The 24,484-nt window shown below is 37.8% G+C and carries 23 protein-coding genes; 14 read left to right on the plus strand and 9 right to left on the minus strand.

What is annotated here, in order from left to right; genetic code table 11:
• Positions 1-99: 99 nt before the first annotated feature.
• The 7 genes from P1K33_RS13770 (at position 100) to P1K33_RS13800 (ending at position 5,130) form a co-directional block, all read left to right on the plus strand.
• Complete coding sequence (locus tag P1K33_RS13770) at positions 100-705, plus strand: lactate utilization protein B/C (protein ID WP_284653570.1); 606 nt, start codon at positions 100-102, stop codon at positions 703-705.
• Position 706: 1 nt separating this feature from the next.
• Positions 707-1,528, plus strand: coding sequence for a phosphatidate cytidylyltransferase (locus P1K33_RS13775; protein WP_284653571.1), 822 nt, complete (start codon positions 707-709; stop codon positions 1,526-1,528).
• Positions 1,518-2,168, plus strand: coding sequence for a phosphatidylserine decarboxylase family protein (locus P1K33_RS13780; RefSeq protein WP_284653572.1), 651 nt, complete (start codon positions 1,518-1,520; stop codon positions 2,166-2,168). Before P1K33_RS13775 ends, P1K33_RS13780 begins: the two co-directional genes overlap by 11 nt.
• Positions 2,169-2,181: 13 nt before the next feature.
• Positions 2,182-2,457 carry an acyl-CoA-binding protein gene (locus tag P1K33_RS13785; protein WP_284653573.1) on the plus strand — a complete coding sequence of 92 codons (276 nt, stop codon included), beginning with the start codon at positions 2,182-2,184 and terminating at the stop codon, positions 2,455-2,457.
• A 3-nt stretch (positions 2,458-2,460) separates the two neighbouring features.
• The gene (locus tag P1K33_RS13790) at positions 2,461-3,237 is read left to right on the plus strand and encodes a superoxide dismutase (RefSeq protein WP_284653574.1); all 777 of its coding nucleotides are present in this window, start codon (positions 2,461-2,463) and stop codon (positions 3,235-3,237) included.
• 101 nt (positions 3,238-3,338) lie between these two features.
• Positions 3,339-4,268 (plus strand): helix-turn-helix domain-containing protein, encoded by a 930-nt coding sequence (locus P1K33_RS13795; protein WP_284653575.1) that lies wholly within the window; start codon positions 3,339-3,341, stop codon positions 4,266-4,268.
• Positions 4,269-4,362: 94 nt separating this feature from the next.
• Positions 4,363-5,130 carry an SDR family NAD(P)-dependent oxidoreductase gene (locus P1K33_RS13800; RefSeq protein ID WP_284653576.1) on the plus strand — a complete coding sequence of 256 codons (768 nt, stop codon included), beginning with the start codon at positions 4,363-4,365 and terminating at the stop codon, positions 5,128-5,130.
• A gap of 49 nt (positions 5,131-5,179) precedes the next feature.
• Here P1K33_RS13800 and P1K33_RS13805 read toward each other — a convergent pair whose 3' ends face one another.
• The 5 genes from P1K33_RS13805 to P1K33_RS13825 form a co-directional block, all read right to left on the minus strand.
• Positions 5,180-7,219, minus strand: a complete 2,040-nt coding sequence (locus P1K33_RS13805) for a M13 family metallopeptidase (RefSeq protein ID WP_284653577.1) — start codon at positions 7,217-7,219, stop codon at positions 5,180-5,182.
• Between the two features lie 130 nt (positions 7,220-7,349).
• Positions 7,350-7,550: a hypothetical protein gene (locus P1K33_RS13810; protein ID WP_284653578.1), complete on the minus strand. Its 201-nt coding sequence runs from the start codon at positions 7,548-7,550 to the stop codon at positions 7,350-7,352.
• A 100-nt stretch (positions 7,551-7,650) separates the two neighbouring features.
• Positions 7,651-7,986, minus strand: a complete 336-nt coding sequence (locus P1K33_RS13815; protein ID WP_284653579.1) for a hypothetical protein — start codon at positions 7,984-7,986, stop codon at positions 7,651-7,653.
• Between the two features lie 183 nt (positions 7,987-8,169).
• The gene (locus tag P1K33_RS13820; protein WP_284653580.1) at positions 8,170-8,604 is read right to left on the minus strand and encodes a hypothetical protein; all 435 of its coding nucleotides are present in this window, start codon (positions 8,602-8,604) and stop codon (positions 8,170-8,172) included.
• Between the two features lie 26 nt (positions 8,605-8,630).
• Positions 8,631-9,755: a hypothetical protein gene (locus P1K33_RS13825; protein ID WP_284653581.1), complete on the minus strand. Its 1,125-nt coding sequence runs from the start codon at positions 9,753-9,755 to the stop codon at positions 8,631-8,633.
• 176 nt (positions 9,756-9,931) lie between these two features.
• Here P1K33_RS13825 and porX point away from each other — a divergent pair, with 176 nt between their 5' ends.
• From porX to P1K33_RS13845, 4 genes are all read left to right on the plus strand, one after another.
• Positions 9,932-11,485 carry a T9SS response regulator signal transducer PorX gene (gene porX / locus P1K33_RS13830; RefSeq protein WP_284653582.1) on the plus strand — a complete coding sequence of 518 codons (1,554 nt, stop codon included), beginning with the start codon at positions 9,932-9,934 and terminating at the stop codon, positions 11,483-11,485.
• A 91-nt stretch (positions 11,486-11,576) separates the two neighbouring features.
• On the plus strand, positions 11,577-11,984 hold the full coding sequence (tsaE, locus tag P1K33_RS13835) for a tRNA (adenosine(37)-N6)-threonylcarbamoyltransferase complex ATPase subunit type 1 TsaE (protein WP_284653583.1): 408 nt from the start codon (positions 11,577-11,579) through the stop codon (positions 11,982-11,984).
• A 45-nt stretch (positions 11,985-12,029) separates the two neighbouring features.
• Positions 12,030-13,223 carry an alanine dehydrogenase gene (locus P1K33_RS13840; protein WP_284653584.1) on the plus strand — a complete coding sequence of 398 codons (1,194 nt, stop codon included), beginning with the start codon at positions 12,030-12,032 and terminating at the stop codon, positions 13,221-13,223.
• A gap of 70 nt (positions 13,224-13,293) precedes the next feature.
• Complete coding sequence (locus P1K33_RS13845; protein ID WP_284653585.1) at positions 13,294-13,683, plus strand: DUF4258 domain-containing protein; 390 nt, start codon at positions 13,294-13,296, stop codon at positions 13,681-13,683.
• 52 nt (positions 13,684-13,735) lie between these two features.
• Here P1K33_RS13845 and secDF read toward each other — a convergent pair whose 3' ends face one another.
• The 4 genes from secDF to asnB all read right to left on the minus strand — a co-directional run bounded on the left by secDF (position 13,736) and on the right by asnB (position 21,706).
• On the minus strand, positions 13,736-16,708 hold the full coding sequence (secDF, locus tag P1K33_RS13850; protein WP_284653586.1) for a protein translocase subunit SecDF: 2,973 nt from the start codon (positions 16,706-16,708) through the stop codon (positions 13,736-13,738).
• A gap of 224 nt (positions 16,709-16,932) precedes the next feature.
• Positions 16,933-17,868: a malate dehydrogenase gene (gene mdh / locus P1K33_RS13855; RefSeq protein ID WP_284653587.1), complete on the minus strand. Its 936-nt coding sequence runs from the start codon at positions 17,866-17,868 to the stop codon at positions 16,933-16,935.
• A 93-nt stretch (positions 17,869-17,961) separates the two neighbouring features.
• On the minus strand, positions 17,962-19,902 hold the full coding sequence (gyrB, locus tag P1K33_RS13860; protein ID WP_284653588.1) for a DNA topoisomerase (ATP-hydrolyzing) subunit B: 1,941 nt from the start codon (positions 19,900-19,902) through the stop codon (positions 17,962-17,964).
• 187 nt (positions 19,903-20,089) lie between these two features.
• The gene (asnB, locus tag P1K33_RS13865) at positions 20,090-21,706 is read right to left on the minus strand and encodes an asparagine synthase B (protein ID WP_284653589.1); all 1,617 of its coding nucleotides are present in this window, start codon (positions 21,704-21,706) and stop codon (positions 20,090-20,092) included.
• Between the two features lie 151 nt (positions 21,707-21,857).
• Between asnB and P1K33_RS13870 the strand changes: the two genes are divergently transcribed.
• Genes P1K33_RS13870 through P1K33_RS13880 form a run of 3 tightly spaced genes read left to right on the plus strand, consistent with a single transcriptional unit; the run spans position 21,858 to position 24,484 of the window.
• Positions 21,858-21,989, plus strand: a complete 132-nt coding sequence (locus P1K33_RS13870) for a hypothetical protein (protein WP_284653590.1) — start codon at positions 21,858-21,860, stop codon at positions 21,987-21,989.
• Positions 21,979-23,001: an acyltransferase family protein gene (locus tag P1K33_RS13875; RefSeq protein ID WP_284653591.1), complete on the plus strand. Its 1,023-nt coding sequence runs from the start codon at positions 21,979-21,981 to the stop codon at positions 22,999-23,001. Before P1K33_RS13870 ends, P1K33_RS13875 begins: the two co-directional genes overlap by 11 nt.
• A complete protein-coding gene (locus tag P1K33_RS13880) occupies positions 22,979-24,484 on the plus strand; it encodes a phosphoethanolamine transferase (RefSeq protein WP_284653592.1) in 1,506 nt (501 codons plus the stop codon). Before P1K33_RS13875 ends, P1K33_RS13880 begins: the two co-directional genes overlap by 23 nt.

Below are 24,484 nucleotides of genomic sequence, written 5' to 3' on the forward strand. Positions count from 1 at the left end.
AACATTTTTTTAAAATCTTAATTCAAAAGTAAGTTTTGAATTAAGATTTTTTTATCTTTGAGGGATTTCAAATTCAAAACCAGATTATACCAAACAAGCATGAGTCTTTTCAGAAAAATTTTTGGCACGGGAAACGATGCCTCTGACGAAGAAAGTCAAAGCGAATTTAACAATACTCCTTCCAGCTTTTCATTACTTCCGGTAGATGAAAAGTTCACTTATAATTTCAAAAAAAATGGCGGAAAGTTTTTGTACTGCGAAAACTTGAATGAAGTAAAAGACCAATTTCTAAACATCTTAGAAGAAAACGATTGGTTCGAATGTGAAGCACTTTGTTACGAACCGAAATTGTTCAGCATGCTGGATGAAAACAAGTTGCACTACGACAAACCTTCTAACCCAAAATTTTTATTTGCCAGTTGCGAAAATCTTATTGCTGATGAAGGTTCAGTGTTGTTTTCTTCCAACCAAATCAAGCAAAATAAACCCAACGATTTACCCATCAACATCATCATTTTAGCCACAACCAGCCAGATTTTGGAAACCAAAAGTGATGGTCTTCGCGTGATTAAAAAGAAGTATGATAAGGATTACCCAACCAATATCACTACCATCAAATATTTCGAAAAAGCTAAAGACGAAGATTTCCTGCAATACGGAAGCACCGCCAAGAATTTATACCTCTTGCTTTTAGAAGATTTATAGCATGACGACTACCGTAACAAGAGCTTTATCCGGAGCAGTATACGTACTGTTGCTGGTTGGCGCGACTTTATATTCGCCATACAGTTTTTTGTTATTATTTGGCCTCTTATTGCTGTTTTCGGTGGTTGAATTTTGTAAATTGGTTTCGCTGAAACCGATCTTTCCGCTCGCCATAGCCACAGTTGGTTATGTACTTTGCAATTTAAACCATACCGTAAAAACCAACGAAATTTTATTATTGATTGCAGCATTGTTGGTTTCCATTCGCGCGCTTTTATTTCTGTTTGAAAAGAAAGACAGGTTCCTGGATACCCAAGCCAAATACGTTTTCCTGATTGGCTATTTAATCATTCCGATTATTATTTTTACCAAAATTCCTTTTGTGTACTTAAAAGATGAACCTGGAATCCAATACAAACCCGAGATTATCATCAGTATTTTGGTCATTATCTGGGCCAATGATACTTTTGCCTACTTGGTTGGAATTACGATGGGAAAAAACAAACTGTTTGAAAGAATCTCTCCTAAAAAGACCATTGAAGGTTTTGTCGGAGGCGTCATTTTTGCGATTGTTGCCGGAGTTTTATTGGCTCAGTTTTATTTGCATCAGGAAGCTATCAAATGGATTATCATTGCGATGATTGTTAGTGCCTTCGGGACGCTTGGTGACTTGATAGAATCAAAATTTAAAAGAATCGCAGGCGTCAAAGACAGTGGCAATATTATGCCCGGTCATGGTGGTTTTCTAGATCGCTTAGATAGTATTATATTTGTAGCACCATTTGTTTATTTGTTTTACCAAATTATTTATTATGTTTCATAAAGAAGGTTATAAAATCATATTCATTGCCATTTTAAGCTTCATAGGAGTATTATTATTGGCAGATAAATTTGTGCATATCTCGTGGCTTAAAATAGGCATCCAGCTCGTGGCACTTTTCCTTTTTGTAATGATTTTGCAATTCTTCAGAAATCCAAACAGAAAAATAACGCCAAACGAAAACTATTTTCTGGCTCCGGTAGACGGAAAAGTAGTGGTTATCGAAGAAGTATTCGAAGCCGAATATTTCAAAGACAAAAGATTACAGGTTTCGATTTTTATGTCGCCCATTAATGTACACGTAACGCGTTATGGCGCTTCAGGGAAAATCAAATACAGCAAATACCATCCGGGAAAATACTTGGTAGCCTGGCATCCAAAAGCCAGCACCGAAAACGAAAGAACAACAGTTGTTATTGAAACTGCTGCTTTTGGCGAAGTGCTATACCGTCAAATTGCCGGTGCATTGGCACGCCGAATTGTAAACTATGCCGAAGAAGGACAACAAGTGATTCAGGGTGAAGATGCAGGTTTTATAAAATTTGGTTCAAGGGTTGATATTTACTTTCCTTTAGGAACTAAAATTGACGTTACATTACAGCAAAATGCTGTTGGGAACCAAACCGTTGTTGCTACAAGATAATAGTGTAAAAAAAATGTCTGAAAAAGAATTGGAAATTCGATTTCAGGAAGCCGTTGAAATAGCTTCCAAAATGTCACAGTCATCGTTACCACAAGATGTACAGTTGCGTTTGTATGCCTATTATAAACAAGCCACTTTTGGCACTATTGAATACAACAATTCATCTGCTTTTGATTTAAGAAATGCTTTTAAGACCAATGCCTGGATGCAAATCAGCCATCTTTCAGTCGAGGAAGCCAAAGAATTATATATTGAGGCAATCAATGCCATTGTAAACGAAAAAAAATAAATTATGAAAAGGATTATTACTCTTGCATTATGTTTTTCTTTTACGTTCTTATTGCCTTCCTGCAATAAAAAAAAGCTTACCGAAGTGGTTGAAGTGCCATTGCCTTCCGCTGAAGAAAAAGTAACTATTGGCCAACCTGATGATGTCACTGCCGAAGAAGGACAATTTGCTTTAGCCAAATTGCCTTATGAATACAATGCATTGATGCCAAGCATCGACATCCTTACCATGGAAGTGCATTATTCCAAACACTATTTAACGTATACCAACAACCTAAACAAATTGGTTGCTGCCGATCCTTTGATGGTTGATTTGGCCATTGAAGATATCTTGAAAAAAATGGACATGAACAATGCCGATTTACGTAACAATGCCGGTGGTTATTACAACCATACATTGTTTTTTGAAGGCATGGCGCCAAAAGCCGGAGGACAACCCAAAGATACTTTGGCCGCTGTAATCACAAGAGATTTTGGCTCATTTGAAGTTTTTAAAAACCAATTTGAAGATGCAGCCGAAAAACAATTTGGCTCGGGTTGGGCTTGGCTCGTAACCGACAAAGCAGGAAAACTCACGGTAACCAGCACACCAAATCAGGATAATCCATTAATGCCAGGCCAAACCGTTAAAGGAACACCGATTTTGTGTTTAGATGTTTGGGAACACGCCTATTATCTCGATTACCAATACAAACGCAAAAAATACATCGAGGCTTTCTTTAAAGTCATCAATTGGAAAAAAGTCTCTGACCGATATATGGAGGCTGTGGCAACAAAATAGAGTAGCAAAACCTAATCCAATGATTAGGTTTTTTTTGGGGCCATTGAGAGCATATTTCTAAATAATCCTTTACTTTGCATGTTATTTGAATTTTACAAAACATGGAAACCATCACCATAAAAGAATTCTACAAGGAAGTCTTTAGCAGCAACTGTCCTTTATTGGATAGCTTTCTGAATGAAAGCAGCAACAACGATATTGGTCATTTCAACGTTTTTAATATTAAAGAGTTGTACAGATCATGTTCCACCAAAACAACCATGCCTTACAACCGGCGAACATATTACAAAATCAGCCTCATCAAAGGCAAAAACCGTGCGGAGTATGCCGACAAAACAATAGAAATCAGCGATTACGCCATTCTATTTGCCACTCCTAAAATACCCTACAAATACACACCACTTGACCAAGAGCAAGGCGGTCATTTTTGTGTTTTCACCAAAGACTTTATAACCAAATCCAATAGCGGTTTGGTCCTAGATGATATTCCAATCTTCAAATCCAACAGCGATTTTATTTTTGAAATCTCGAAAGAACAAGCGATAGAATTTGAGTCGGTATTTGAAAAAATGCATACCGAAATAGCTTCTGAATACCCCTTTAAGTACGACCTTCTTCGAAACTATGTCATCGAATTAATTCATCATGGGCAGAAACTTAAACCGATTAGGCCTACAGAAAATGAGTTAAATGCGGCAGCCAGGATTTCTACTTTGTTTATTGAATTACTCGAAAGACAATTCCCCATCGAATCACCAACACAAGTACTCCAACTCAAAACCGCGAAAGATTATGCTGAGATGCTTCGCGTACATGTAAACCATTTAAACAAAGTACTGAAAGACATCACCGGAAAAACCACAACCGAAATCATTACCAGTCGAATCACGCAGGAAGCAAAGTTATTACTGAAGCACACCACTTGGAATGTTTCTGAAATAGCGTATAGTCTCGGTTTTGAGGAAGTAGCTCATTTTTCAAATTTCTTTAAAAAACAAACCCAATACTCTCCATTAACCTTTAGGGAATAATTGATTGAATTTTGCAAATAACAGTTTGAATTTTGCAACCGCTTAATAATGAAATCTGCTGAATTTTGTCATGTAATATTAATCTATTAAAATCATGACAAAAAATTCAAAAAAAATAGCATTGGTTACTGGTGGTAGCCGTGGTCTGGGAAAAAATATGGCGTTGCAGTTAGCTCACAAGGGAAATGATGTAATCATAACCTACCACAGCCAAAAAGAAGAAGCTGAAAATGTTGTTGCTGAAATCGAGTCAATAGGCCAAAAAGCAACAGCACTTCAATTGGATGTTTCAAAAAGCAGTAGTTTTGATGCTTTTACCGACAATCTTAAAGCAATCCTTCACAATGCATTCCAAACGGACAAATTCGATTCGTTGGTAAACAATGCCGGTGTTGGAGTACATGCGAATTTTGAAGAAACCACTGAGGATCAATTCAATTCGATGGTTGATATTCATTTAAAAGCACCTTTTTTCCTTACACAAAAATTACTGCCGCTCCTGAATGATGGCGGTAGCATTGTCAACATTTCATCGGGCTTAGCGCGTTTCAGCTTTACCGGATATGATGCCTACGCTGTCATGAAAGGCGGCGTTGAAACTTTAACTCGATATCAGGCGAAGTATTTGGGTGAAAGAAAAATCCGTGTTAATACAGTTGCTCCCGGCGCCATTGAAACAGATTTTGGCGGTGGAGCAGTTCGCGACAACCAAGAGCTGAATCAAATGATTTCTTCCTTGACTGCTTTGGGTCGCGTAGGATTGCCTGATGACATCGGAAGTGTTGTTGCCTTTTTATGCTCGGATGACTCCAAATGGGTGAATGCCCAAAGGATTGAAGTATCCGGTGGAATTTTTATTTAAAAAATCACTAAAAACAATCCCCAACGTTAAAGTTGGGGATTGTTTAGCTTTACCATATAACCACTTTCAGGTTGTCCGGTCTTCTCATTTTACTTCCGGGTTTGATATCAAACGCCTTGTAAAAATCCGGATTGTTTTGCAATGGTCCATTGATCCTGTATTTTGCCGGAGCATGTACATCGGTCAATAATTGCTGCGCCAATGATTCCGGTTTAATGTTCACCATCCAGGCATAACCATACGCCAGAAAGAAACGTTGTTCCGGTGTGAAACCACTGATTTTTTCCTTGTTTTTGTATTGTGCCGATTTTTTAAAGGCTTCAAATCCCATTACCACACCACCTAAATCAGCTATGTTTTCGCCCTGTGTTGCATCACCGTTTACAAATTTACCCGGTAAAGCTTCATATTGGGTAAACTGATCAACAATCAGTTTGGTTTTCGCTTTGAATTTTGACAAATCTTCCGGTGTCCACCAATTGTTCAGGTTACCTTTTTCGTCATATTGACTGCCTTGGTCGTCAAATCCGTGTGTAATTTCATGACCAAATGTTGAGCCACCGATGATTCCATACAACACAGCATCATCCGGCATTCTACCTTCAAATCCGGGAACCAATATATTACATGCCGGAACACAGATTTCATTGTTGCTTGGACTGTAATATGCATTATACGTTTGCGGATACATTCCCCATTCTGTTCTATCAACCGGTTTTCCGTATTTCGAAATCATATCATTAATTGCCCATTTATTGGTTGCCATGACATTGGCCAAATAAGTCCCTCTGTCAATGCTTACGCTGCTCAGGTCTTTCCATTTATCAGGATAACCAACTTTCATTACGATTTTGCTCAATTTAAACAACGCTTTTTTCTTGGTTTCGGCACTCATCCAATCCAGGTTTTTAATACGCTCCGCATACACATCACGGATGTTATTTCCAATTTCCAAAAGCTTTTCTTTGGAACCTTTTGGCAAATAATCCTTCACATAAACCTGACCTATCAATTCACCTAAAGAACCGTCTGTTTGTTCTACAATTCGCTTCCAACGTGGCTTTTGTTCTTTCACGCCACTCATTACGGTTGAATAGAAATAGAAATTTTGTTTTTCAATTGGGCTGCTCAAATACGATGCGTAAGAATTCACCAAATCCCATTCCAGATACGTTTTCCAGTTTTCAATTGAATAGCTTTTTACCATTTTGTCCAAAGCTTTGTAAAACTCAGGCTGGCCAACAATTACAGTATCTACATTTTTGATACCGATACCGGCTGTCATTTGTTGCCAATTGATATTAGGCGTAGCGCTGTTGATCTGGGCAATGCTCATTTTATTGTAATTCTTGATTGGGTCACGCAGTGCTTCCAATTTTCTGGAGTTCTGAGCCAACTCGGTTTCTAATTTCATAATCACTAACGCATCAGCTTTCGCCACATCCGCTTTTTTACCAATCAGTAAGCCCATTTTTTCCAAATGCTTTACATATTCAGCACGAATGTTTACCGTTTCCTTATCGGTATTGAAATAATAATCACGATTGCCAAGACCCAATCCGCCTTGACCTAAAAACACCGCATACTTGGCGCTGTTCTTATCGTCTTGACCAACATACATTGAAAATGCCGGATTCGCTCCGATTGTATGCAAATATGCGATGGTATTTAATAATGATGGTACATCTTTAACCGCTTTGATTTTATTCAAATCAGCTTTCAAAGGAGAAATCCCTAACTTCTCTATGGTCATGGTGTCCATACCTGAAGCATAGAAATCACCTATTTTTTGTTCGTTGCTGCCTTTAGCGGCATCAGTCATCTCGGCTGATTTTTCGCAAATCTGCTTGATCTGGGAATTAATGGTATCACCAATTGTCCTGAAAATACCATTGCTTCTTTCACTTGCAGGAATTGGGTTTCGCTTGAACCAACCGCCATTGGCGTACATAAAGAAGTCATCTGCCGGATTCACCGTCGTATCGCGATTGGTCAGTAACGGATCCTGAAAATCGGCTTCTTTTTGGTTACAACTTGAAATTGAAAGGGCTAAAATTAGGGCTAGGAAGGGTAATTTATTTATTCTCATATAGTTTTTAGTTTGATTATGACATTGGAAATAAGTAGTAAAAGTAAAGATATTGTTACTTAAAAATCATTTTTAGACCTAAAAAAAGCGCCCCAAATCTGGGGCGCTTCCAATTTTAAAAAAATTAAGACTAAGCTTTTTTGTCTTCTGCTTTTTTAGCTGAACAACATCCTGCTTTTTTCTCACCGGTAGCACAAGCTTTTTTCTCTTCAGTTGTGCAAGATTTTTCAGTTTTTGCTTTCTTTTTTGTTTTTGGGTCACCATTGGCGGCATTAGCATTGATAGCAAATAATAAAGCGATTGCTGCGAAGGTTGAAACTATTTTTCTCATGTTTTCTATATTTTTTAAATTATTATTTTTTAAGGTTCTGAGCTTCTAAGGCTCTGAGGTTCTAAGTTCTTTCTTAGTCTCTTATATTGATTGATGATTTTTAGGCAATGGAAAAAATTTCCGGTGGTTGCCAGATGGTTACGCTGAAATTGGCCGTCAAATGATTGTGATATTGTATTTTTTCTTTTACCGTAGTATTGATGAACTCTTTCGGAAGTTGGTAATCGGTATTGAAGACTAAAAAAGTGATGTTATTAAAATTGAAATTCAGCACACATTTTTCTTTTCCGCAGCCATTGGGTAAATCGCTATCCGAGTCGTTGTCGCTGCATGACCTTTGACAAGTCTCAAAAAATATCATATTCACAGCTTTAACCGAAGGTAAAACGGTCAGAACATTTAAATACAAACAAATTGAGAGAGTAAAAAGCTTCATAAAAAAACCTGACTTTGCTGCCTGTTAACCGATTAACAACAACCAAATTTATCTATTTTTTTGAATGCACAACATTCTTTAACATTACTTTGATTTTTTTAATGGTCATTTAATTGCTGCAACAATAACAAAAAGAGGTTTAACCTTGTGGCCAAACCTCTTTTGAAATGTATTTATTCGAATTTACTGTTTTTCAAACACAGTACCGTTATCCTGGTTTAGCATATCTTCCTGAGTATCATAAGTCGTAAAGCTCTGGTAATCTTCAGAAAATATCACAATCCCCGGAATTGTTTCTCCCGTTTCATTGTCGGTAGTGGTATAATTATAAATAGGATCCGAGGTTCTTTCCCAGGCAAATGAAGTTACTTCACTTGACTCACCACAATATTTAATTATGTATTTCCCGGTATTGTTCCCTGAGAATTTTAAAATCTCATCGTCACAAGGTTCGGCTTCATAAGGTTCGAATACACCAACATACATATCGCCTACGTATTTCCAAGACCCAACAATATTGTCTGAACTGGATGCGCCGCCTGATGAATCATCTGAACTACAAGAGTTAAAAGAAAATGCCAAAACAATGGCGCATAAAATGGTAATTGCTTTTTTCATAATAAAATAGTTTAAGGGTTATAGGGTTAGTTTCTGCTTTTAGGTACAACAAGGATTTTATCTGAGGACAAAATGTATAAATTAGGATTTGACGGATCTTTTGATGTTTCTATTTGCCCTGATTGAAAAGCACTGACTTGTGAATAATAGTCCAGAAGAACTTGCTGGTTTGTGGTCGTTGGCGGATCCGGAATGATATTGGTTACAGATGATGAGAAAAGATGTTTTTTGGTACCATTTGAAGTATACAGATAACTATTATCAAGACAAAAATCTCCTCCTAAAAAATTAGCATCTTCAATGGTATTGAACAAACTCAAAGTGTTGCCATCTGCCACTTTAAATATCTTGTTTTGGCAACGAAAATAAACATCCTTGTGTGATGGATCATAGGAAAAACGAATTTTCTCGATTGAATTAAGCGGAAAGTTCGGATCATTAAAGCTTGCTACATTAAAACTGGTAACCTGACCGCTGGCTGTTATTTTGTATAAAATATTTCCGGCTGCTGCCCAAACAATGGAATCAAAAGGATCAGCCTCTGCCAAACTAACTCCGCCTACGGTTGGAAGTGTACAAATCACATCAAAAATACCGGTATCATTATTCTGCTGGATTTTTACTGTGCTTCCTTCAAACAACCATTTATAGGCTCCTGTTGAGTTGTCAACTAACATTATCGATGATCCCGAGCCTGGCGGATTATCTTCTTCAAGCAAAGCCGGTAAACCGGTATTGATGCTGACCCAGCCATTGGTATAAAGGGTATGGAAAAAAATCTCGAAAAAGTTTTCATTCTCACTCACCGGTCTGCCCGGTGCCCAATGAAAATACAATTCGGGTTGTTCATGGAAAATCCAGGAAGGAGAAGCACCACCTTGCTGCAATCGGTAAATCCAATCGGTATTATCAGTGTATTTGGAAACATGCATATATAGGCCTTCATTGGATGTTTTCAAATCTAAAGCGGCTCCGGTTCCGGCCTGACTGTCTATACCTGGAATTTCAACAAACTTACCAAAAGCGGAAGAACCGGGATTTTCCCATCCTGTATTGTTGTTATTGCTATTGCTTCCACCATCATCGGAACTACACGAAAACAAAGAAATTAAAGCACAAAAAATGCTGAGGGTTGAAATTGTTTTTTTCATAATTGGCTGTAATTAAGGTTAGAGAGTTTCAAATTTAATAATTTATTACAAAAAGTCTTAATAAATTTTGACAATTTCAGCCAACATTATTTCTAAAAGATTACTATTAATTTATAATAATTTTAATATTACTGCGTTTTATAAATAGTAATTTGCACAAAAATTAAAATGTACTTATGGACAAAATCAAAATACTTTGGGTTGATGATGAGATTGATTTATTAAAACCACACATCTTATTTTTAGAGAATAAAAACTATAAGGTTACGACCTATAATAATGGCCGTGATGCTATTGATGCCTATGAAGACGGTAATTTTGACATCGTTTTCCTGGATGAAAACATGCCCGGAATGAGCGGTTTGGAAACCCTATCCGAAATGAAAGAAAAAAAATCTTCGACTCCTGTGATTATGATTACCAAAAGTGAGGAAGAATATATCATGGAAGAAGCCATCGGTTCCAAGATTGCCGATTACCTTATAAAGCCCGTAAATCCAAACCAAATCTTGTTGAGCCTTAAGAAAAACCTAGATCATTCAAGATTGGTTTCGGAAAAAACCACTTTGGATTACCAAAAAGAATTCCGCAAAATTGCTATGGAAATGGCGATGGTGAACAGTTATGAGGATTGGGTGGAATTGTATAAAAAACTGATTTTTTGGGAACTGGAATTGGAGAATATCAATGACCAAGCGATGTTCGAAATTTTGGAAAGCCAAAAAGTCGAAGCCAATTCGCAGTTTGGGAAATTCATCGAGCGCAATTATGAAGATTGGTTTGAACCCAAAGCGGATAAACCGATTCAATCACATACGCTTTTCAGAGAATTGGTCGTTCCTGAATTGGCTAAAAAAGACAAGCAAATTTTATTCGTCGTGATTGACAACTTGCGTTATGACCAATGGAAAGCCATGGAAAGCACGGTGGCCAATCATTACAAACTCGAAAAAGAGATTCCTTATTTTGCCAGTTTACCAACAGCTACACAATACGCTCGAAATTCGATTTTCTCCGGTTTAACGCCATTGGAAATGGAAAAACAGTTTCCTCAGTATTGGAAAAACGACGTTGAAGACGGTGGAAAGAATTTGTATGAGGCCGAATTCTTAACGGCACATCTGAAACGTTTAGGTTTAAATATCAAACAGGATTATTTCAAAATTACCAATCTTGCCGGCGGTAGAAAATTGGCAGACAATTTCAAAGGATTAAAAGACAACAATCTGGTTACGGTAGTCTACAACTTTGTGGACATGCTTTCACACGCCAAAACCGAGATGGATGTGGTAAAGGAATTGGCTTCCGATGATAAAGCTTATCGTTCGTTGACGTTGAGTTGGTTTAAAAACTCACCGCTTTTGGAAATCATACAGCAGGCACAGAAGCTTGGTTTCAAATTAATTATTACGACCGACCATGGAACAATTAATGTAAAGAATCCATCGAAAGTGATTGGCGATAAAAACACCAGTTTGAATTTGAGATACAAAACCGGAAGAAGCCTGACATATGAAGACAAAGACGTCTATGCGGTAAAAGATCCTAAAAAAATCGGATTGCCAACAATCAACATGAGCAGTTCCTACATATTTGCCAAGAATGACTTATTTTTGGCTTATGTAAACAACTACAATCATTATGTGAGTTATTATCGAAATACGTACCAGCATGGTGGGATTTCGCTCGAAGAAATGATTGTGCCGTTTTTAGTTTTTAATCCGAAATAGGGCCGAGCGTTAAAAAACAGTCTGGCAGACTGTTTTAGCGATGGAGCCAGCAGGTGCCATGGCTATCGATTTATTAAATAACATAATTTTCATGCAAGTCATATTTTCAATTGACGAAATACAAGAAGTTGCCAAAAAAATTTTAGCCGAAAACCCAAACAAAGTGATCTTATTTCACGGCAATATGGGTGTTGGCAAAACCACTTTGATAAAGGCATTGGCCAAAGAATTAGGCGTGAAGGATGCGACAAGCAGCCCAACTTTTTCTTTGGTCAATGAATACCAAACCGATGACAATCAGTATGTGTATCACTTTGACATGTACCGATTAAAGTCGGAAGCAGAAGCTCTGGACATGGGCATTGATGAATATTTGTATTCCGGGCATTGGTGTTTTATTGAATGGGCAGAGAAAATTCCAAACCTGTTACCGGATAATTTTTCCACGATTAACATAGCGATAACAGTTGAAGGCAAAAGAGATTTAAGATTGACATAATTCGATAAAATTTTGTAATTTGGACACTAAATTCAATTTCGCATTATGTCATTAACCCCATTTACCAAGCAACAGCTTTTACCTCAAGAGGAAAAATTAGAAGTATTTCGTCATAAAAGTGAGCTTTTCATTGGCATTCCCAAAGAGACTTCTTATCAGGAAAGACGAATTTGCTTGACCCCTGATGCGGTAAATTCCCTGACATCACACGGACATAAAGTAATGATTGAATCGGGGGCCGGACTGAGTTCGAGTTATACCGATAAAGAGTTTAGTGATGCCGGTGCGACGATTACCAAAGACACCAAAAAAGTATTAAGCTGCCCCATGATATTAAAGGTCGAGCCATTGACCATGGAAGAAATTGAGTTGGTTAATACGAATGCGATAGTGATTTCGGCCATCCAGCTAAAAACCAGAAAAAAAGAATACTTCGAAGCTTTATCAAAGAAAAAAGTAACGGCTTTGGCCTTTGAATATATCAAAGACGAAGACGGTTCGTATCCTGCGGTAAAATCTCTGAGCGAAATCGCCGGAACTGCTTCGGTGCTTATTGCGGCCGAATTAATGATCAACAACCAATTTGGAAAAGGATTGCTGCTTGGCAATATTACAGGCGTTCCACCAACAGATGTTGTGATTCTTGGTGCCGGAACCGTGGGTGAATTTGCCGCCAAAACGGCATTAGGATTAGGCGCCAGTGTCAAAGTATTTGACAATTCAATAACCAAATTACGCCGATTACAGAACAATTTGAACCAAAGAATATTCACTTCCACCATACAACCTAAATCGCTTTTAAAAGCACTCAGAAGATGCGACGTAGCCATTGGTGCAATGCGTGGCAAAGAACGTTGTCCGGTTGTGGTCACTGAAACCATGGTGGAACACATGAAAAAAGGTGCGGTGATTGTGGATGTAAGCATTGATACCGGTGGTTGTTTTGAAACTTCGGAAATCACCACACATGAAAACCCAACTTTCATTAAAAGCAATATCATTCATTATTGTGTGCCCAATATTCCTTCGCGCTATTCCAAAACGGCTTCGTTATCCATCAGCAATATCATTACGCCTTACTTGCTTCAAATCGCCGAAGATGGCGGTATTGAAAGTGCCATTCGCTGTAATAAAGGCTTGAAAAACGGAGTATATCTGTATCATGGCATTTTGACCAATAAAGCCATTGGTGACTGGTTCAACCTACCGGATAATGACATCAATCTGATTGTATTCTAAAATAAAACGGGATTTCATTTACTGAATATCGAACATTGATTACTTTTGCCAAAAATAATCAATATTACATATGAAATTTTACCAACGATTGGCCTACTACTTAGTGGGTTTTGTCATCGGGTTGTTTTTTGTTGCTTTAGTACTCAGCGGAAAAGATACACGATGCAATTATTTCCCAAATGCCCGTGTACTAAATGATATCAGGAACAAACCTTTTCATTACGATTCCGTTGCCATCAAAAAACTAAATGAGAAATGGATTGATACAGCCGACATCAAAAAGATCCTTACCTATGGCGATGTAGATTTTGACAGAAGCAACAAACCAAATCCGGGCGGCGGAAAAATATATGTGATTGAAGGTAAAAACAAAAAAAACAAAGCCGTTACTTTAGAAGTTATCAATTATTCCGATAAAGCAGTTTTAAAGGATATCATTAAAAACAAAGAAGAAGAATAAAAAAAGGGTTGTCAAATTGACAACCCTTTTTTTATATCTATAGTTTTAAAAACTATGCCTGTGCTCCTTTGTGACGGCTTTCGATTTCGTCTACTTCTTTTTTGCTCATCGTATCAAATACAACCGGAGTTGCAATGAACAATGAAGAATAAGTTCCTACAACGATACCAACCAACATCGCGAAGATAAATCCTCTGATTGATTCTCCACCAAAGATGAACATGATTAACAATACCAAAATCATCGTTAATGACGTATTGATGGTTCTTGAAAGTGTCGTATTAATAGACGCGTTAACCACATCTTTAAAGCTTCCTTTTACATTACCGGCTAAGAACTCTCTAACCCTGTCAAATACGATTACGGTATCATTCATCGAGTAACCGATAACCGTTAGGATAGCCGCAATAAAGTGCTGATCCATTTCCATGTGGAAAGGCATGTATTTGTATAGTAAAGAATATAATCCCAATACGAAAATTACGTCGTGGAATACCGCTGCCAATGCACCCAATGAATACTGCCATTTACGGAAAGAAATTACTAAGTACAAACCAACAACCAACATCGCTCCGATAACTGCCCAGAAAGAGTTTGTTTTGATATCTGCAGAGATCGCTGCTCCAACTTTAGAAGCCTGTAATACTCCAAATTGTTTTCCATCGTAAGTATTGGTGAATTTTTCATAAGTGATACCAGCACCGAAATATTTTTTCAAGCCTTCAAACAACTTCTCATTCACTTCCTTGTCTACTTCTACTCCATCTTCTTTGATTTTGTATTTGGTTGTAATTTTCAACTGATTGTCATCACCAAAAACTTTGGCTTCAACAGCCACTCCAAAAACAGCAGATAACTCTTCAGCTACTTTGGCTTGTTCAACCGGTTTTTCAAATTTCACCTGGAAAGTTCTTCCTCCAACAAAATCAACACCTTCATCCAAACCATTAAAGTAGAAAGAAACACAACTTACAATTACTACCAAAGTAGAGAACATATATGACCATTTTTTAGCTTTGATAAAGTCAAAATGGAAACCTGTAAACCAGTTTTTGGTCATCGAAGTTGTAAAAGTTAAAGCTCTGTTATGAGCAATATCTCTATCAATAAAGATTCTTGCAATAAAGATTGAAGTAAATAAAGAGGTAAAGATACCGATCAACAATGTAAGGGCGAAACCTTGAATTGGTCCTGTTCCAAAGATGAATAAGATTGCTCCTGTCAAAACGTGGGTTACGTTAGCATCAATAATTGAACGCATCGCACCTTTCCATCCGTAAGAAGATTTTACAGCATCCGCTAAAGATTTTCCTTCGCGTAATTCTTCTTTTGCTCTTTCATAAATAATGATGTTCGCATCTACCGCAGTTCCTAAGGTTAATACGATACCAGCAATACCCGGTAACGTTAATACGAAACCGAAACTTGCCATTACACCAAACAAGAATAACAAGTTCAATAATAAGGCTGCATTAGCATACCATCCTGCTCTACCGTAATAGAACACCATCCATAAACATACCAATAGGAAACCTACGATTGAAGAAGTCAAACCAGCATCAATAGCTTTTTGTCCTAAAGATGGTCCAACAATTTCCGATTGGATGATTTCAGCAGTAGCAGGCAATTTACCGGCTCTTAAAACGTTAGATAAATCTTTGGTTTCCTCTACATTAAAACTTCCTGTGATTTCAGATCTCCCACCAGCGATTGGTCCTGAAGTTACTCCCGGAGCAGAATATACAACATCATCTAACGCAATGGCGATAAAACTTTTTTGCGTATAAGCATTTCCTGTTAGTTTCTCCCATTCTTTTGCACCTGCACCATTCATTTGCATTGACACAGCCGGTTTACCCATTTGGTCAAATGTATCTCTTGCATCAACAATAACACCACCGCTCAATGGAGCAACGTTATCTTTGTTTCCTTTTAAAGCATATAAATCAACAGTCGTTGTTTCTTTTTTCGTTTTTTCATCAACTTTGGTCACCGGTTTACCCCAGGCAAATTTTACAAAACGCTTGTCTCCAGGCAATAAAGCACGGATTTCGGTTCTTTTTAAATAACCATTGATTGCAGCTGTATCTTTTATATTTGAAACAAATAAAACAGGTCCACCGCCACCACCGGCAATTTTATCTACAATAGGTCCTTTAGACGCTGCTGTACCTGTTGAATCTTTGTCTTTATCAGTCAATAAACTTGTCAATGAATCAGCTGGTTTTGCTGCTTCTACTTTTTCAGTAGTTTTAACAGTTGCTTTCAATGCTGTGTTGGCAGCATCAAGGAATTGTCCAAACTCTTCCGCTTTGTAAGTTTCCCAGAATTTCAATTCCGCCTTTTCCGAAACTAATTTCTTAATACGGTCAACATCTTTTGCTCCTGGTAATTCGATTAAGATTCTACCGGTTTGGCCTAACTTAGCAATGTTTGGTTGCGTTACACCAAATTTATCGATACGGCTTCTCAATACCCCAAAAGCAGATTCAACCGATTCGTCAACTTTCTTTCTTAATACTTTTTGCACTTCTGCATCAGTAGAGTTGAAGTTTAATTCCTGGTCGTCAAAGTTTCTGTTAGCAAAAATATCAGGAGATGCTAATTTTGTAGTCCCTTTATTGGCATCAAATGCTTCGAAGAAAGCATCAAGGTAAGATTGATTTCCTTTTTGATTCGCTTTTGCATCATCCAATGATTTGATGAAAGCAGGATTTTTGGAATCATTTGATAATTGAACCAAAACATCTCTAACCGAAATCTGAAGAATTACGTTAATTCCTCCTTCAAGGTCAAGACCTTTGTTAATCTGTTTGTCTTTCACATCATTGTATGTGAAAAAATCAAGAAAAACTTTCTCTTTCCCTATCGAGTCAAGATATTTGATTTCTTTTTCAGGATTTCCTCCTGCAAAGTTTTTGGCATCATCTTTTACTTTATTGGCCACAAAAGTGAACGAAAGTTGGTAGATACTTACCAATGCAAATAGAATTGCGAAAAATTTAACTAGTCCTTTATTCTGCATTATTACTAAAAATTAATTAATTCTGTGTTTTATTGTTAATTTAAAAAACAAAAACTATTGAAATTCAAAACATTATAAGCTAAAGTATTGAATTTACAACAATTCGGTTTTTTAGGAAACGTGCAAATATATAATTATAGATAAGATTAACCAATATTTTCATGATTAATATCAAAAAAAAGACTGCAAAGTTTGCAGCCTCTTTTTTAAGTTACCTTAATATATTATGCTAAATGAGATTTTAAGTCATTATTCATGCTTCTAACCGCATCGGCACTCTTGGCAAATAAAGCTTTTTCAGCATCATTCAGGTTGATATCCACGATTTTTTCAATACCGTTTTTACCAATGATACAAGGTACACCGATACAGATATCGCTTTGACCATATTCCCCTTCCAGATATACCGAGCAAGGGATCATTTTGTGCTGGTCATTCAAAATGGCATCCACCAAATAAGATACTGACGCACCCGGCGCATACCAGGCAGAAGTCCCTAATAAACCGGTCAAAGTTGCACCACCAACCATAGTATCAGCAGCCACTTTTGCCAATTCGGCCTCAGACAAAAACTGAGAAACCGGAACACCATTATAAGAAGCCAATCTGGTCAACGGAATCATGGTTGTATCACCATGCCCACCGATTACCATTCCTGAAATATCATTCGCAGGTTTGTCCAACGCCAAAGACAAATACGTTTTAAAACGCGAGCTGTCTAGAGTTCCACCCATACCGATGATTCTGTTTTTTGGCAAACCTAAAGATTTGAATGCCAAATAGGTCATCGTATCCATTGGATTGGACACAATCACAAAAATAGCGTTGGGAGAATGTTGCAATAAACTTTCTGCCACCGACTTCACGATTCCGGCATTGATTCCAATTAACTCTTCACGGGTCATTCCCGGTTTTCTTGGAATTCCCGAGGTAATTACTACCACGTCGCTTCCTGCCGTTTTTGAATAATCGTTGGTACTTCCAACCACTTTGGTATTAAACCCTAAAGTAGTCTGGGTTTGCATGATGTCTAATGCTTTTCCTTCAGCAAAACCTTCTCTGATATCCACCAACACAATTTCGCTGGCAATTCTTCTGTAAGCAATAGCATCGGCACATGTTGCCCCAACGTTTCCTGCTCCTACAATCGTAACTTTCATTTCTATTTAGTTGTTTATTTGTTTATTCGGTTATTTGGTTATTTGTGAAAGGAAACTCGAATAACCGAATTACCAAATCCACAAATCCACTTTTTATGCGTCAATCTTAGCGTACACTGCATTTTTCTCGATGAACTCTCTACGTGGTGGTACTTCGTCACCCATCAACATTGAGAATACTCGGTCGGCTTCAGCCAAACTATCAATCGTAACCTGACGCAATGTTCTGAATTCAGGATCCATAGTAGTTTCCCACAATTGCTCTGCGTTCATCTCTCCAAGACCTTTATAACGCTGAATTGCAGCACTTCCGCCCATTCTTTCGTTAGCAAGATCACGTTGGTCATCATTCCAAGCGTATTCTTTCTTGTTTCCTTTTTTCACCAAATACAAAGGTGGCGCAGCGATATAAACGTGTCCGCCTTCAATGAGTTCTTTCATAAAACGGAAGAAGAAAGTCAGAATCAAAGTAGAAATGTGACTACCATCGACGTCGGCATCACACATGATGATTACTTTGTGGTAACGCAGTTTTTCTAAGTTCAGTGCTTTGGAATCTTCTTCGGTACCGATGGTTACTCCAAGCGCGGTGAATATGTTTCTGATCTCTTCGTTTTCAAATACTTTGTGGTGCATTGCTTTTTCCACGTTCAAAATCTTACCACGCAAGGGTAAAATCGCCTGGAAATTACGGTCACGGCCTTGTTTAGCTGTTCCACCCGCCGAATCTCCCTCGACCAGGTAAACCTCACATTTTGCCGGATCTTGTTCTGAACAGTCAGACAATTTCCCTGGTAAACCTCCACCACCAAGAACAGTTTTGCGTTGAACCATCTCACGTGCTTTCTTAGCGGCATGACGCGCCTGAGCTGCAAGGATTACTTTCTGTACAATGATTTTGGCATCATTTGGATTTTCTTCCAAATAGTTCTCCAACATTTCCGCTACCGCCTGAGATACCGGAGAAACTACTTCACGGTTACCCAATTTGGTTTTGGTTTGTCCTTCAAACTGTGGTTCCTGGACTTTTACCGAAATAATCGCAGTCAATCCTTCACGGAAGTCATCACCCGAAATTTCGAATTTTAATTTTTCCAACAAACCGGAAGCGTCAGCATACTTTTTCAACGTACGGGTCAATCCCATACGGAAACCTTGTAAATGCGTTCCACCTTCGTGCGTGTTGATATTATTTACATAAGAGAAAATGTTCTCTGCGTAACTTTCGTTGTAAATCAAAGCCACTTCCACCGGAATTTCGCCTTTTTCATGCTCCATACTGATCACATGACTGATGATAGGCACACGGTTTCCGTCAAGGAACTTAACGAATTCCTTCAATCCTTCTTTCGAATGGAACACTTCGCCTTCAAAGTCACCATTGTCTTTGGTGTGTCTTCTGTCGGTAAGTGTAATCGTGATGCCTTTGTTCAGGAACGAAAGCTCACGCATACGTCCGGCCAAAGTATCATACGAATATTCTAAGGTTTGGGTAAAAATGGTTGAATCGGGTTTGAAAGTAACCGTTGTACCTCTTTTGGTGGTTTCGCCAATTTGCTTCACCGGATACATTGATTTCCCTCTTTCATACTCCTGCTCATATATTTTGCCATCACGGAAAACGGTAGCACGCAAATGGTCAGATAACGCGTTCACACACGAAACCCCAACACCATGCAAACCTCCGGAAACTTTATACGAATCTTTATCAAATTTTCCTCCGGCTCCGATTTTGGTCATTACAACCTCTAATGCCGACACACCTTCTTTTTTGTGGATGTCAACCGGAATACCACGACCATTGTCTTCAACGGTAACGGAATTGTCTTCATTAATAATTACACTGATGGTATCACAATGTCCAGCTAAAGCTTCATCAATCGAGTTGTCTACGACTTCGTAAACCAAGTGATGCAAACCTCTGACTCCAGTATCTCCAATGTACATGGAAGGACGCATTCTTACGTGCTCCATTCCTTCTAACGCCTGAATACTATCGGCTGAATAATTGTTCTTTTTAATCTCGTCGCTCATATAAATTTATCGTAAAAAATGTGATTTTTGTCTAACACGCAAATATATAAAAACGCATAGGATTTCCTACTGTAAAAAGGGTTTAAAAGGCTTAAGTTATTAACATTTTTAGCAGGATTTCAACAAAAAAACGCCCGCCAAAAATGACGGACGTTCTTTAACAAACAAACTAAACTTCAATCTAAACTCAAACGGTTACGTTTGGTTTTGCTATTTCAACATCTGCCTGGACGTGAGCCGAGTTGGCTCGTCCGCTTGGATCTTGATTTTCCTGCCATTTTGGTATCCATTTGCGGACGGTTTGGGCTGCACTGACCTGTGGATAATATTTATGGAAAATAGTTCTGTAAAAATAGGCTTCTTTCGTCGCCGGGGTATTGTATGGGAAAAGCGTTGCTGCTTTTTCCATTTGTTCATCAGTTACCTGAGACGAACAGTATTCAATTAAGGTGTCAATCCAGTTGTAACCCACGCCATCCGAAAATTGCTCTTTCTGGCGCCATAATACTTCGCTTGGAAGATAAGGCTGATCCGGTGTATCAAAGGCTTTTCTCAAAATGTATTTTTCTTTTCCGTCATAGGTCTTAGGCTGTTTTTCTTCGCCTTTGATTTTCATCGCCACATCCAGGAAAGCCTTGTCCAAAAACGGTACACGAGCTTCTAATCCGTGTGCCATGGTTGATTTATCGGCACGCAATAAATCGGCAGTAAATAACTTTTGTACTCTTTCGATGGTTTCCTTGGTAAAATCTTCAGTGCTTGGTGCATTTCTGAAGTACAGATAACCTCCGAAAACCTCATCGGCTCCTTCTCCCGAAAGCACTACTTTGATACCCATATCGGTAATCGCTTTTGAAAGGAAATACATTGGTGTGCTGGCTCTTACCGAAGTTACATCATAGGTTTCCAGATGCCAAATCAATTTATCCAAAATCTCAATACCTTGCTCGATAGTAAAATGAATTTCGTGGTGTTTAGTCCCTAAAAACTCAGCTACTTTACGGGCGGCTTTGGCATCCGGAGCCTCAGCATCCAATCCAATTGAAAAAGAATGCAGTTCTTTTCCTTTTTCTTTCAACAAACGCGCTGCGATAGATGATGTCAGTGAAGAATCCAATCCTCCTGAAAGCAATACGCCAATCGGCACATCACTCATTAGTCTTTTGCGTGTGGCTTCGGTTAATGATTCTCTAATTGCAGTATAATCAACCTCAGCATCGCAAGTGGTATAATCTTCGTATTCCGGAGTATAGTATTTTACAAAACCGGTTTCTGCAGTATAATAATGTCCCGGAGGAAAAGTCGAAAACGTTTTGCATTGATCGGCAATCGGTTTCATCTCGGAAGCAAAATACATTCTGCCTCTTTCATCCATACCATAATATAACGGCTTCACTCCTAGTGGATCGCGACCCGCAATGTAATCATCGCCATCGATTACTACGAAAGCGAAATCGCCATCCAACAGGTGAACAAAATCATAACCAAATTTTTCATATAAATGTACAATCACTTCCGAATCCGATTTAGAACGGAACACATGATCTTTTAAAATCGTGTCTCTTAATTCCTGATGGTTGTAGATTTCTCCATTGTGAACCATCCAGGCCGTTGAACAACCTTGAATGGGTTGTCTTCCCGAATGCAAATCTATAATTGATAAACGTTCGTGACTTAATATATGTCCGTTTTCCGTAACATGAATATCACTTTCATCCGGACCGCGGTGAGACATTCTTTTTGAAAGTTGCTTCACCAGTTGCTCGTCTTTTCCTTTTCCTATAATGGCTAATATTCCGCACATAATCGTATTCTTTTATTTCATTTGATAAAGCAAAAATGCCATATTCATTTTAATGCGAAAACCAAAAACATTAAATTAGTTTTAATTTATAACTTAAAATAGAAATTAAACGCATTTATAAAAGTTTAAATTGAAAAAACACTGCGTTTAAGTGAAAATCTATAAAATTCAGGCCATTCCAAATACCTATAATGTGATTTGTCCTATTGGTTTAAACTATCTGAAAACATTATTCTATATTTGGTGGAATCAAGTTAAAGATTACTTTTCCGATGAGCAATAGCGGTTTTATAAAAAAGGAAATATCCAACAATAGAATAAACTGGGTTGACCAAGTGAAAGGAATCACCATCTTTTTGGTCGTGTATGCACACAACTTTCCTTTCAATGAAAAATACATCTACGGTTTTCATATGCCTTTATTCATTATGATTTCGGGTTTTTTCCATCCGAAAGCACCACAGCTAAAGGATTTAACGAAAAGACTTTCAACCATAATCATTCCCTATTTTATTTGGAGTTTGTTGTTGTACATTTTTTGGTTTTTTGTCACCAGCAAGTTTGGCGAAAGTGTCCAATTGAATTTATCTCCGTTGAAAAATTTCATTGGTATCTTTTATGCTCAAGGCGACAGGCCTTATATGGATTGGGGCATTCCAATGTGGTTTCTACCGGCCATATTCATGACTTTCCTGATTTTTTATTTGCTCCAAAAATTAAAGAACACCTATCTCTTTTATACCGCTTTGCTCCTAACCATTGCCGGAGGTTTTGTGTATTCCCAATTCACTAGGATAAACTTGCCTTGGAGCATTAACATTGCGATGGTGGCTTTGGCTTTTTATGCTTTTGGTTTTTACAGCTTTAAAAAAATAAACTCCATATCAAAAAAAACAAGCATCCTATTGGCTTTAGCAATGGGATTACTCAATTTTGGATTATACAATTGTAATATCAAAATCGACATGTATCGAGCGGTTTATGGAAACGCAGCTTACTTTTTGCTCATTGGCATTTCGGGAAGTTTGTTTTTGCTATTCTTTTTTAAAGCCTTTCCCGTGTTTAGGTTTTTAGGCTTTATCGGAAAATTTTCCCTGACCATCTTAGCTTTGCAATTGGTTGCGATGAGCTTTATCAAATTTGTTCTTTTGTATCTTTTGGGACAAAGTGATTTCAACTTTTCCGAATGGGAGCGCTTTTTATATGCCATTTTGCAGATACTATTACTGATTCCGGGCTTTTTTATCATCAATAAATATTTACCAATACTCAATGGAGGTTATAAAAAAATATAAAACGCAGCTACTTTTTCATCTCTTTTTGAATTTGGTCTTTGCCATCTTTGTCACTTTTGCTTCCTATTATCATTTGCCGGTATATAAGTTTAGTGATTTCGGATTTTATTTAGCTCATTTTTTGGCGCTGCAGTTTTCCGTCTTTGGTTTTTTATATGTCTTAAGCCTAAATAAATTTGTGTTCCGGATTGGGTTTCCGATAGTATTCTTTTTGTTCTCCATTGTAGGCTATTGGGTTTACTCGCAGGACATTGCCATCACACACAGCATCATTCAGGTGACATTGGAAACTAAACCAGATATTGCTCTCGATTTAATAAGCCTTCCGTTTATCTTTTATGTCCTGGTTTCGATAGCAGTTATTTTCCTGGTACTTCGATTGTACAGTAAGGTAAAAGTCAATCCACTCAAATCACCTTTGATTCTATTGGCCATCATCGGTATCGCGAGTTACTCTTTTGTGGAAAATTACCGATTTGGAACCTTCAACCGAAGATTGCCTTATAATGTTATCATTGCAACACAGGATTATTTCGAACAAAACAGCCTCGCCTTAAAACCGATAAACACTTCGCTGAAAACCAATGTCGATAGTTTAAACGTGATATTTATATTAGGCGAAAGCATCAGGGCTGATCATCTTCAATTGAATGGCTACGAAAGAAACACAACGCCGTTATTATCCAAAAGAGACAATATCATCAGTTTTCCAAAGGCCTATACACCGCTGACTTATACCGCCATCAGTGTTCCTCAAATATTAACCAATGCCACATTAACCGATGATTACAGCCAGGCCAAATATTCCTTAATCGAGGTTTTGAATCATGCCAATATCCAAACCAATTGGATTGGCAACCAAACTCCCGAAAAAAGCTATGAGGTCTTTATTGAGCAATCGCAATTCCATAAAATCATTGATCCGCTGCATTCCGAATTGAGTTTTCAGAAAGATTATGATGAAAAAATACTACCGGTTTTTGAAACCGTATTCAAACCTCATCAAAACCAATTCACCACTTTGCACATGATGGGAAGCCATTGGTGGTATGAAACCCGATATCCGGATGCTTTCAGGACTTTCAAACCGGTAATTAAAAGCAAACACATTCCGTCGAACACAACAGCAGAAATGATCAATTCCTATGACAATACTATTTTATACATGGATCATTTCGTCAATGAAACCATCAGGATTGCGGAAAAACAAAACGCAAATACACTGGTTATTTATTTGTCAGATCACGGAGAAATATTGGGTGAAGACAATTTATGGCTTCATGCCCAACCGAACAAAGCCAGTGAGAATCCGGCGATGATTGTTTGGTATTCGAATCAATTTGCAGCCAAGTATCCTAAGGTTATTTCGAATTTGAAATCACGCCAAACGCAAAAGATAGGCCTGGATTTCTTTTTCAACAGCATATTGGATTTATACCAAATCAAAGGTATTCCTTATGACCAAAAGAAAGTGATTTTTTAA

Origin of the sequence: Flavobacterium terrisoli (genome assembly GCF_030167905.1) — a bacterium.
In the GTDB taxonomy this organism is placed as follows: domain Bacteria; phylum Bacteroidota; class Bacteroidia; order Flavobacteriales; family Flavobacteriaceae; genus Flavobacterium; species Flavobacterium terrisoli.

Coding starts and splice junctions, on each gene's coding strand:
- P1K33_RS13790 (WP_284653574.1), top strand. CDS start 2,461: ATGAAAAGGATTATTACTCTTGCATTATGTTTTTCTTTTACGTTCTTA.
- P1K33_RS13775 (WP_284653571.1), top strand. CDS start 707: ATGACGACTACCGTAACAAGAGCTTTATCCGGAGCAGTATACGTACTG.
- porX (WP_284653582.1), top strand. CDS start 9,932: ATGGACAAAATCAAAATACTTTGGGTTGATGATGAGATTGATTTATTA.
- P1K33_RS13795 (WP_284653575.1), top strand. CDS start 3,339: ATGGAAACCATCACCATAAAAGAATTCTACAAGGAAGTCTTTAGCAGC.
- asnB (WP_284653589.1), bottom strand. CDS start 21,706: ATGTGCGGAATATTAGCCATTATAGGAAAAGGAAAAGACGAGCAACTG.
- P1K33_RS13800 (WP_284653576.1), top strand. CDS start 4,363: ATGACAAAAAATTCAAAAAAAATAGCATTGGTTACTGGTGGTAGCCGT.
- P1K33_RS13840 (WP_284653584.1), top strand. CDS start 12,030: ATGTCATTAACCCCATTTACCAAGCAACAGCTTTTACCTCAAGAGGAA.
- gyrB (WP_284653588.1), bottom strand. CDS start 19,902: ATGAGCGACGAGATTAAAAAGAACAATTATTCAGCCGATAGTATTCAG.
- P1K33_RS13785 (WP_284653573.1), top strand. CDS start 2,182: ATGTCTGAAAAAGAATTGGAAATTCGATTTCAGGAAGCCGTTGAAATA.
- P1K33_RS13780 (WP_284653572.1), top strand. CDS start 1,518: ATGTTTCATAAAGAAGGTTATAAAATCATATTCATTGCCATTTTAAGC.
- P1K33_RS13810 (WP_284653578.1), bottom strand. CDS start 7,550: ATGAGAAAAATAGTTTCAACCTTCGCAGCAATCGCTTTATTATTTGCT.
- P1K33_RS13820 (WP_284653580.1), bottom strand. CDS start 8,604: ATGAAAAAAGCAATTACCATTTTATGCGCCATTGTTTTGGCATTTTCT.
- P1K33_RS13770 (WP_284653570.1), top strand. CDS start 100: ATGAGTCTTTTCAGAAAAATTTTTGGCACGGGAAACGATGCCTCTGAC.
- P1K33_RS13875 (WP_284653591.1), top strand. CDS start 21,979: ATGAGCAATAGCGGTTTTATAAAAAAGGAAATATCCAACAATAGAATA.
- tsaE (WP_284653583.1), top strand. CDS start 11,577: ATGCAAGTCATATTTTCAATTGACGAAATACAAGAAGTTGCCAAAAAA.
- mdh (WP_284653587.1), bottom strand. CDS start 17,868: ATGAAAGTTACGATTGTAGGAGCAGGAAACGTTGGGGCAACATGTGCC.
- secDF (WP_284653586.1), bottom strand. CDS start 16,708: ATGCAGAATAAAGGACTAGTTAAATTTTTCGCAATTCTATTTGCATTG.
- P1K33_RS13880 (WP_284653592.1), top strand. CDS start 22,979: ATGGAGGTTATAAAAAAATATAAAACGCAGCTACTTTTTCATCTCTTT.
- P1K33_RS13805 (WP_284653577.1), bottom strand. CDS start 7,219: ATGAGAATAAATAAATTACCCTTCCTAGCCCTAATTTTAGCCCTTTCA.
- P1K33_RS13825 (WP_284653581.1), bottom strand. CDS start 9,755: ATGAAAAAAACAATTTCAACCCTCAGCATTTTTTGTGCTTTAATTTCT.
- P1K33_RS13815 (WP_284653579.1), bottom strand. CDS start 7,986: ATGAAGCTTTTTACTCTCTCAATTTGTTTGTATTTAAATGTTCTGACC.
- P1K33_RS13845 (WP_284653585.1), top strand. CDS start 13,294: ATGAAATTTTACCAACGATTGGCCTACTACTTAGTGGGTTTTGTCATC.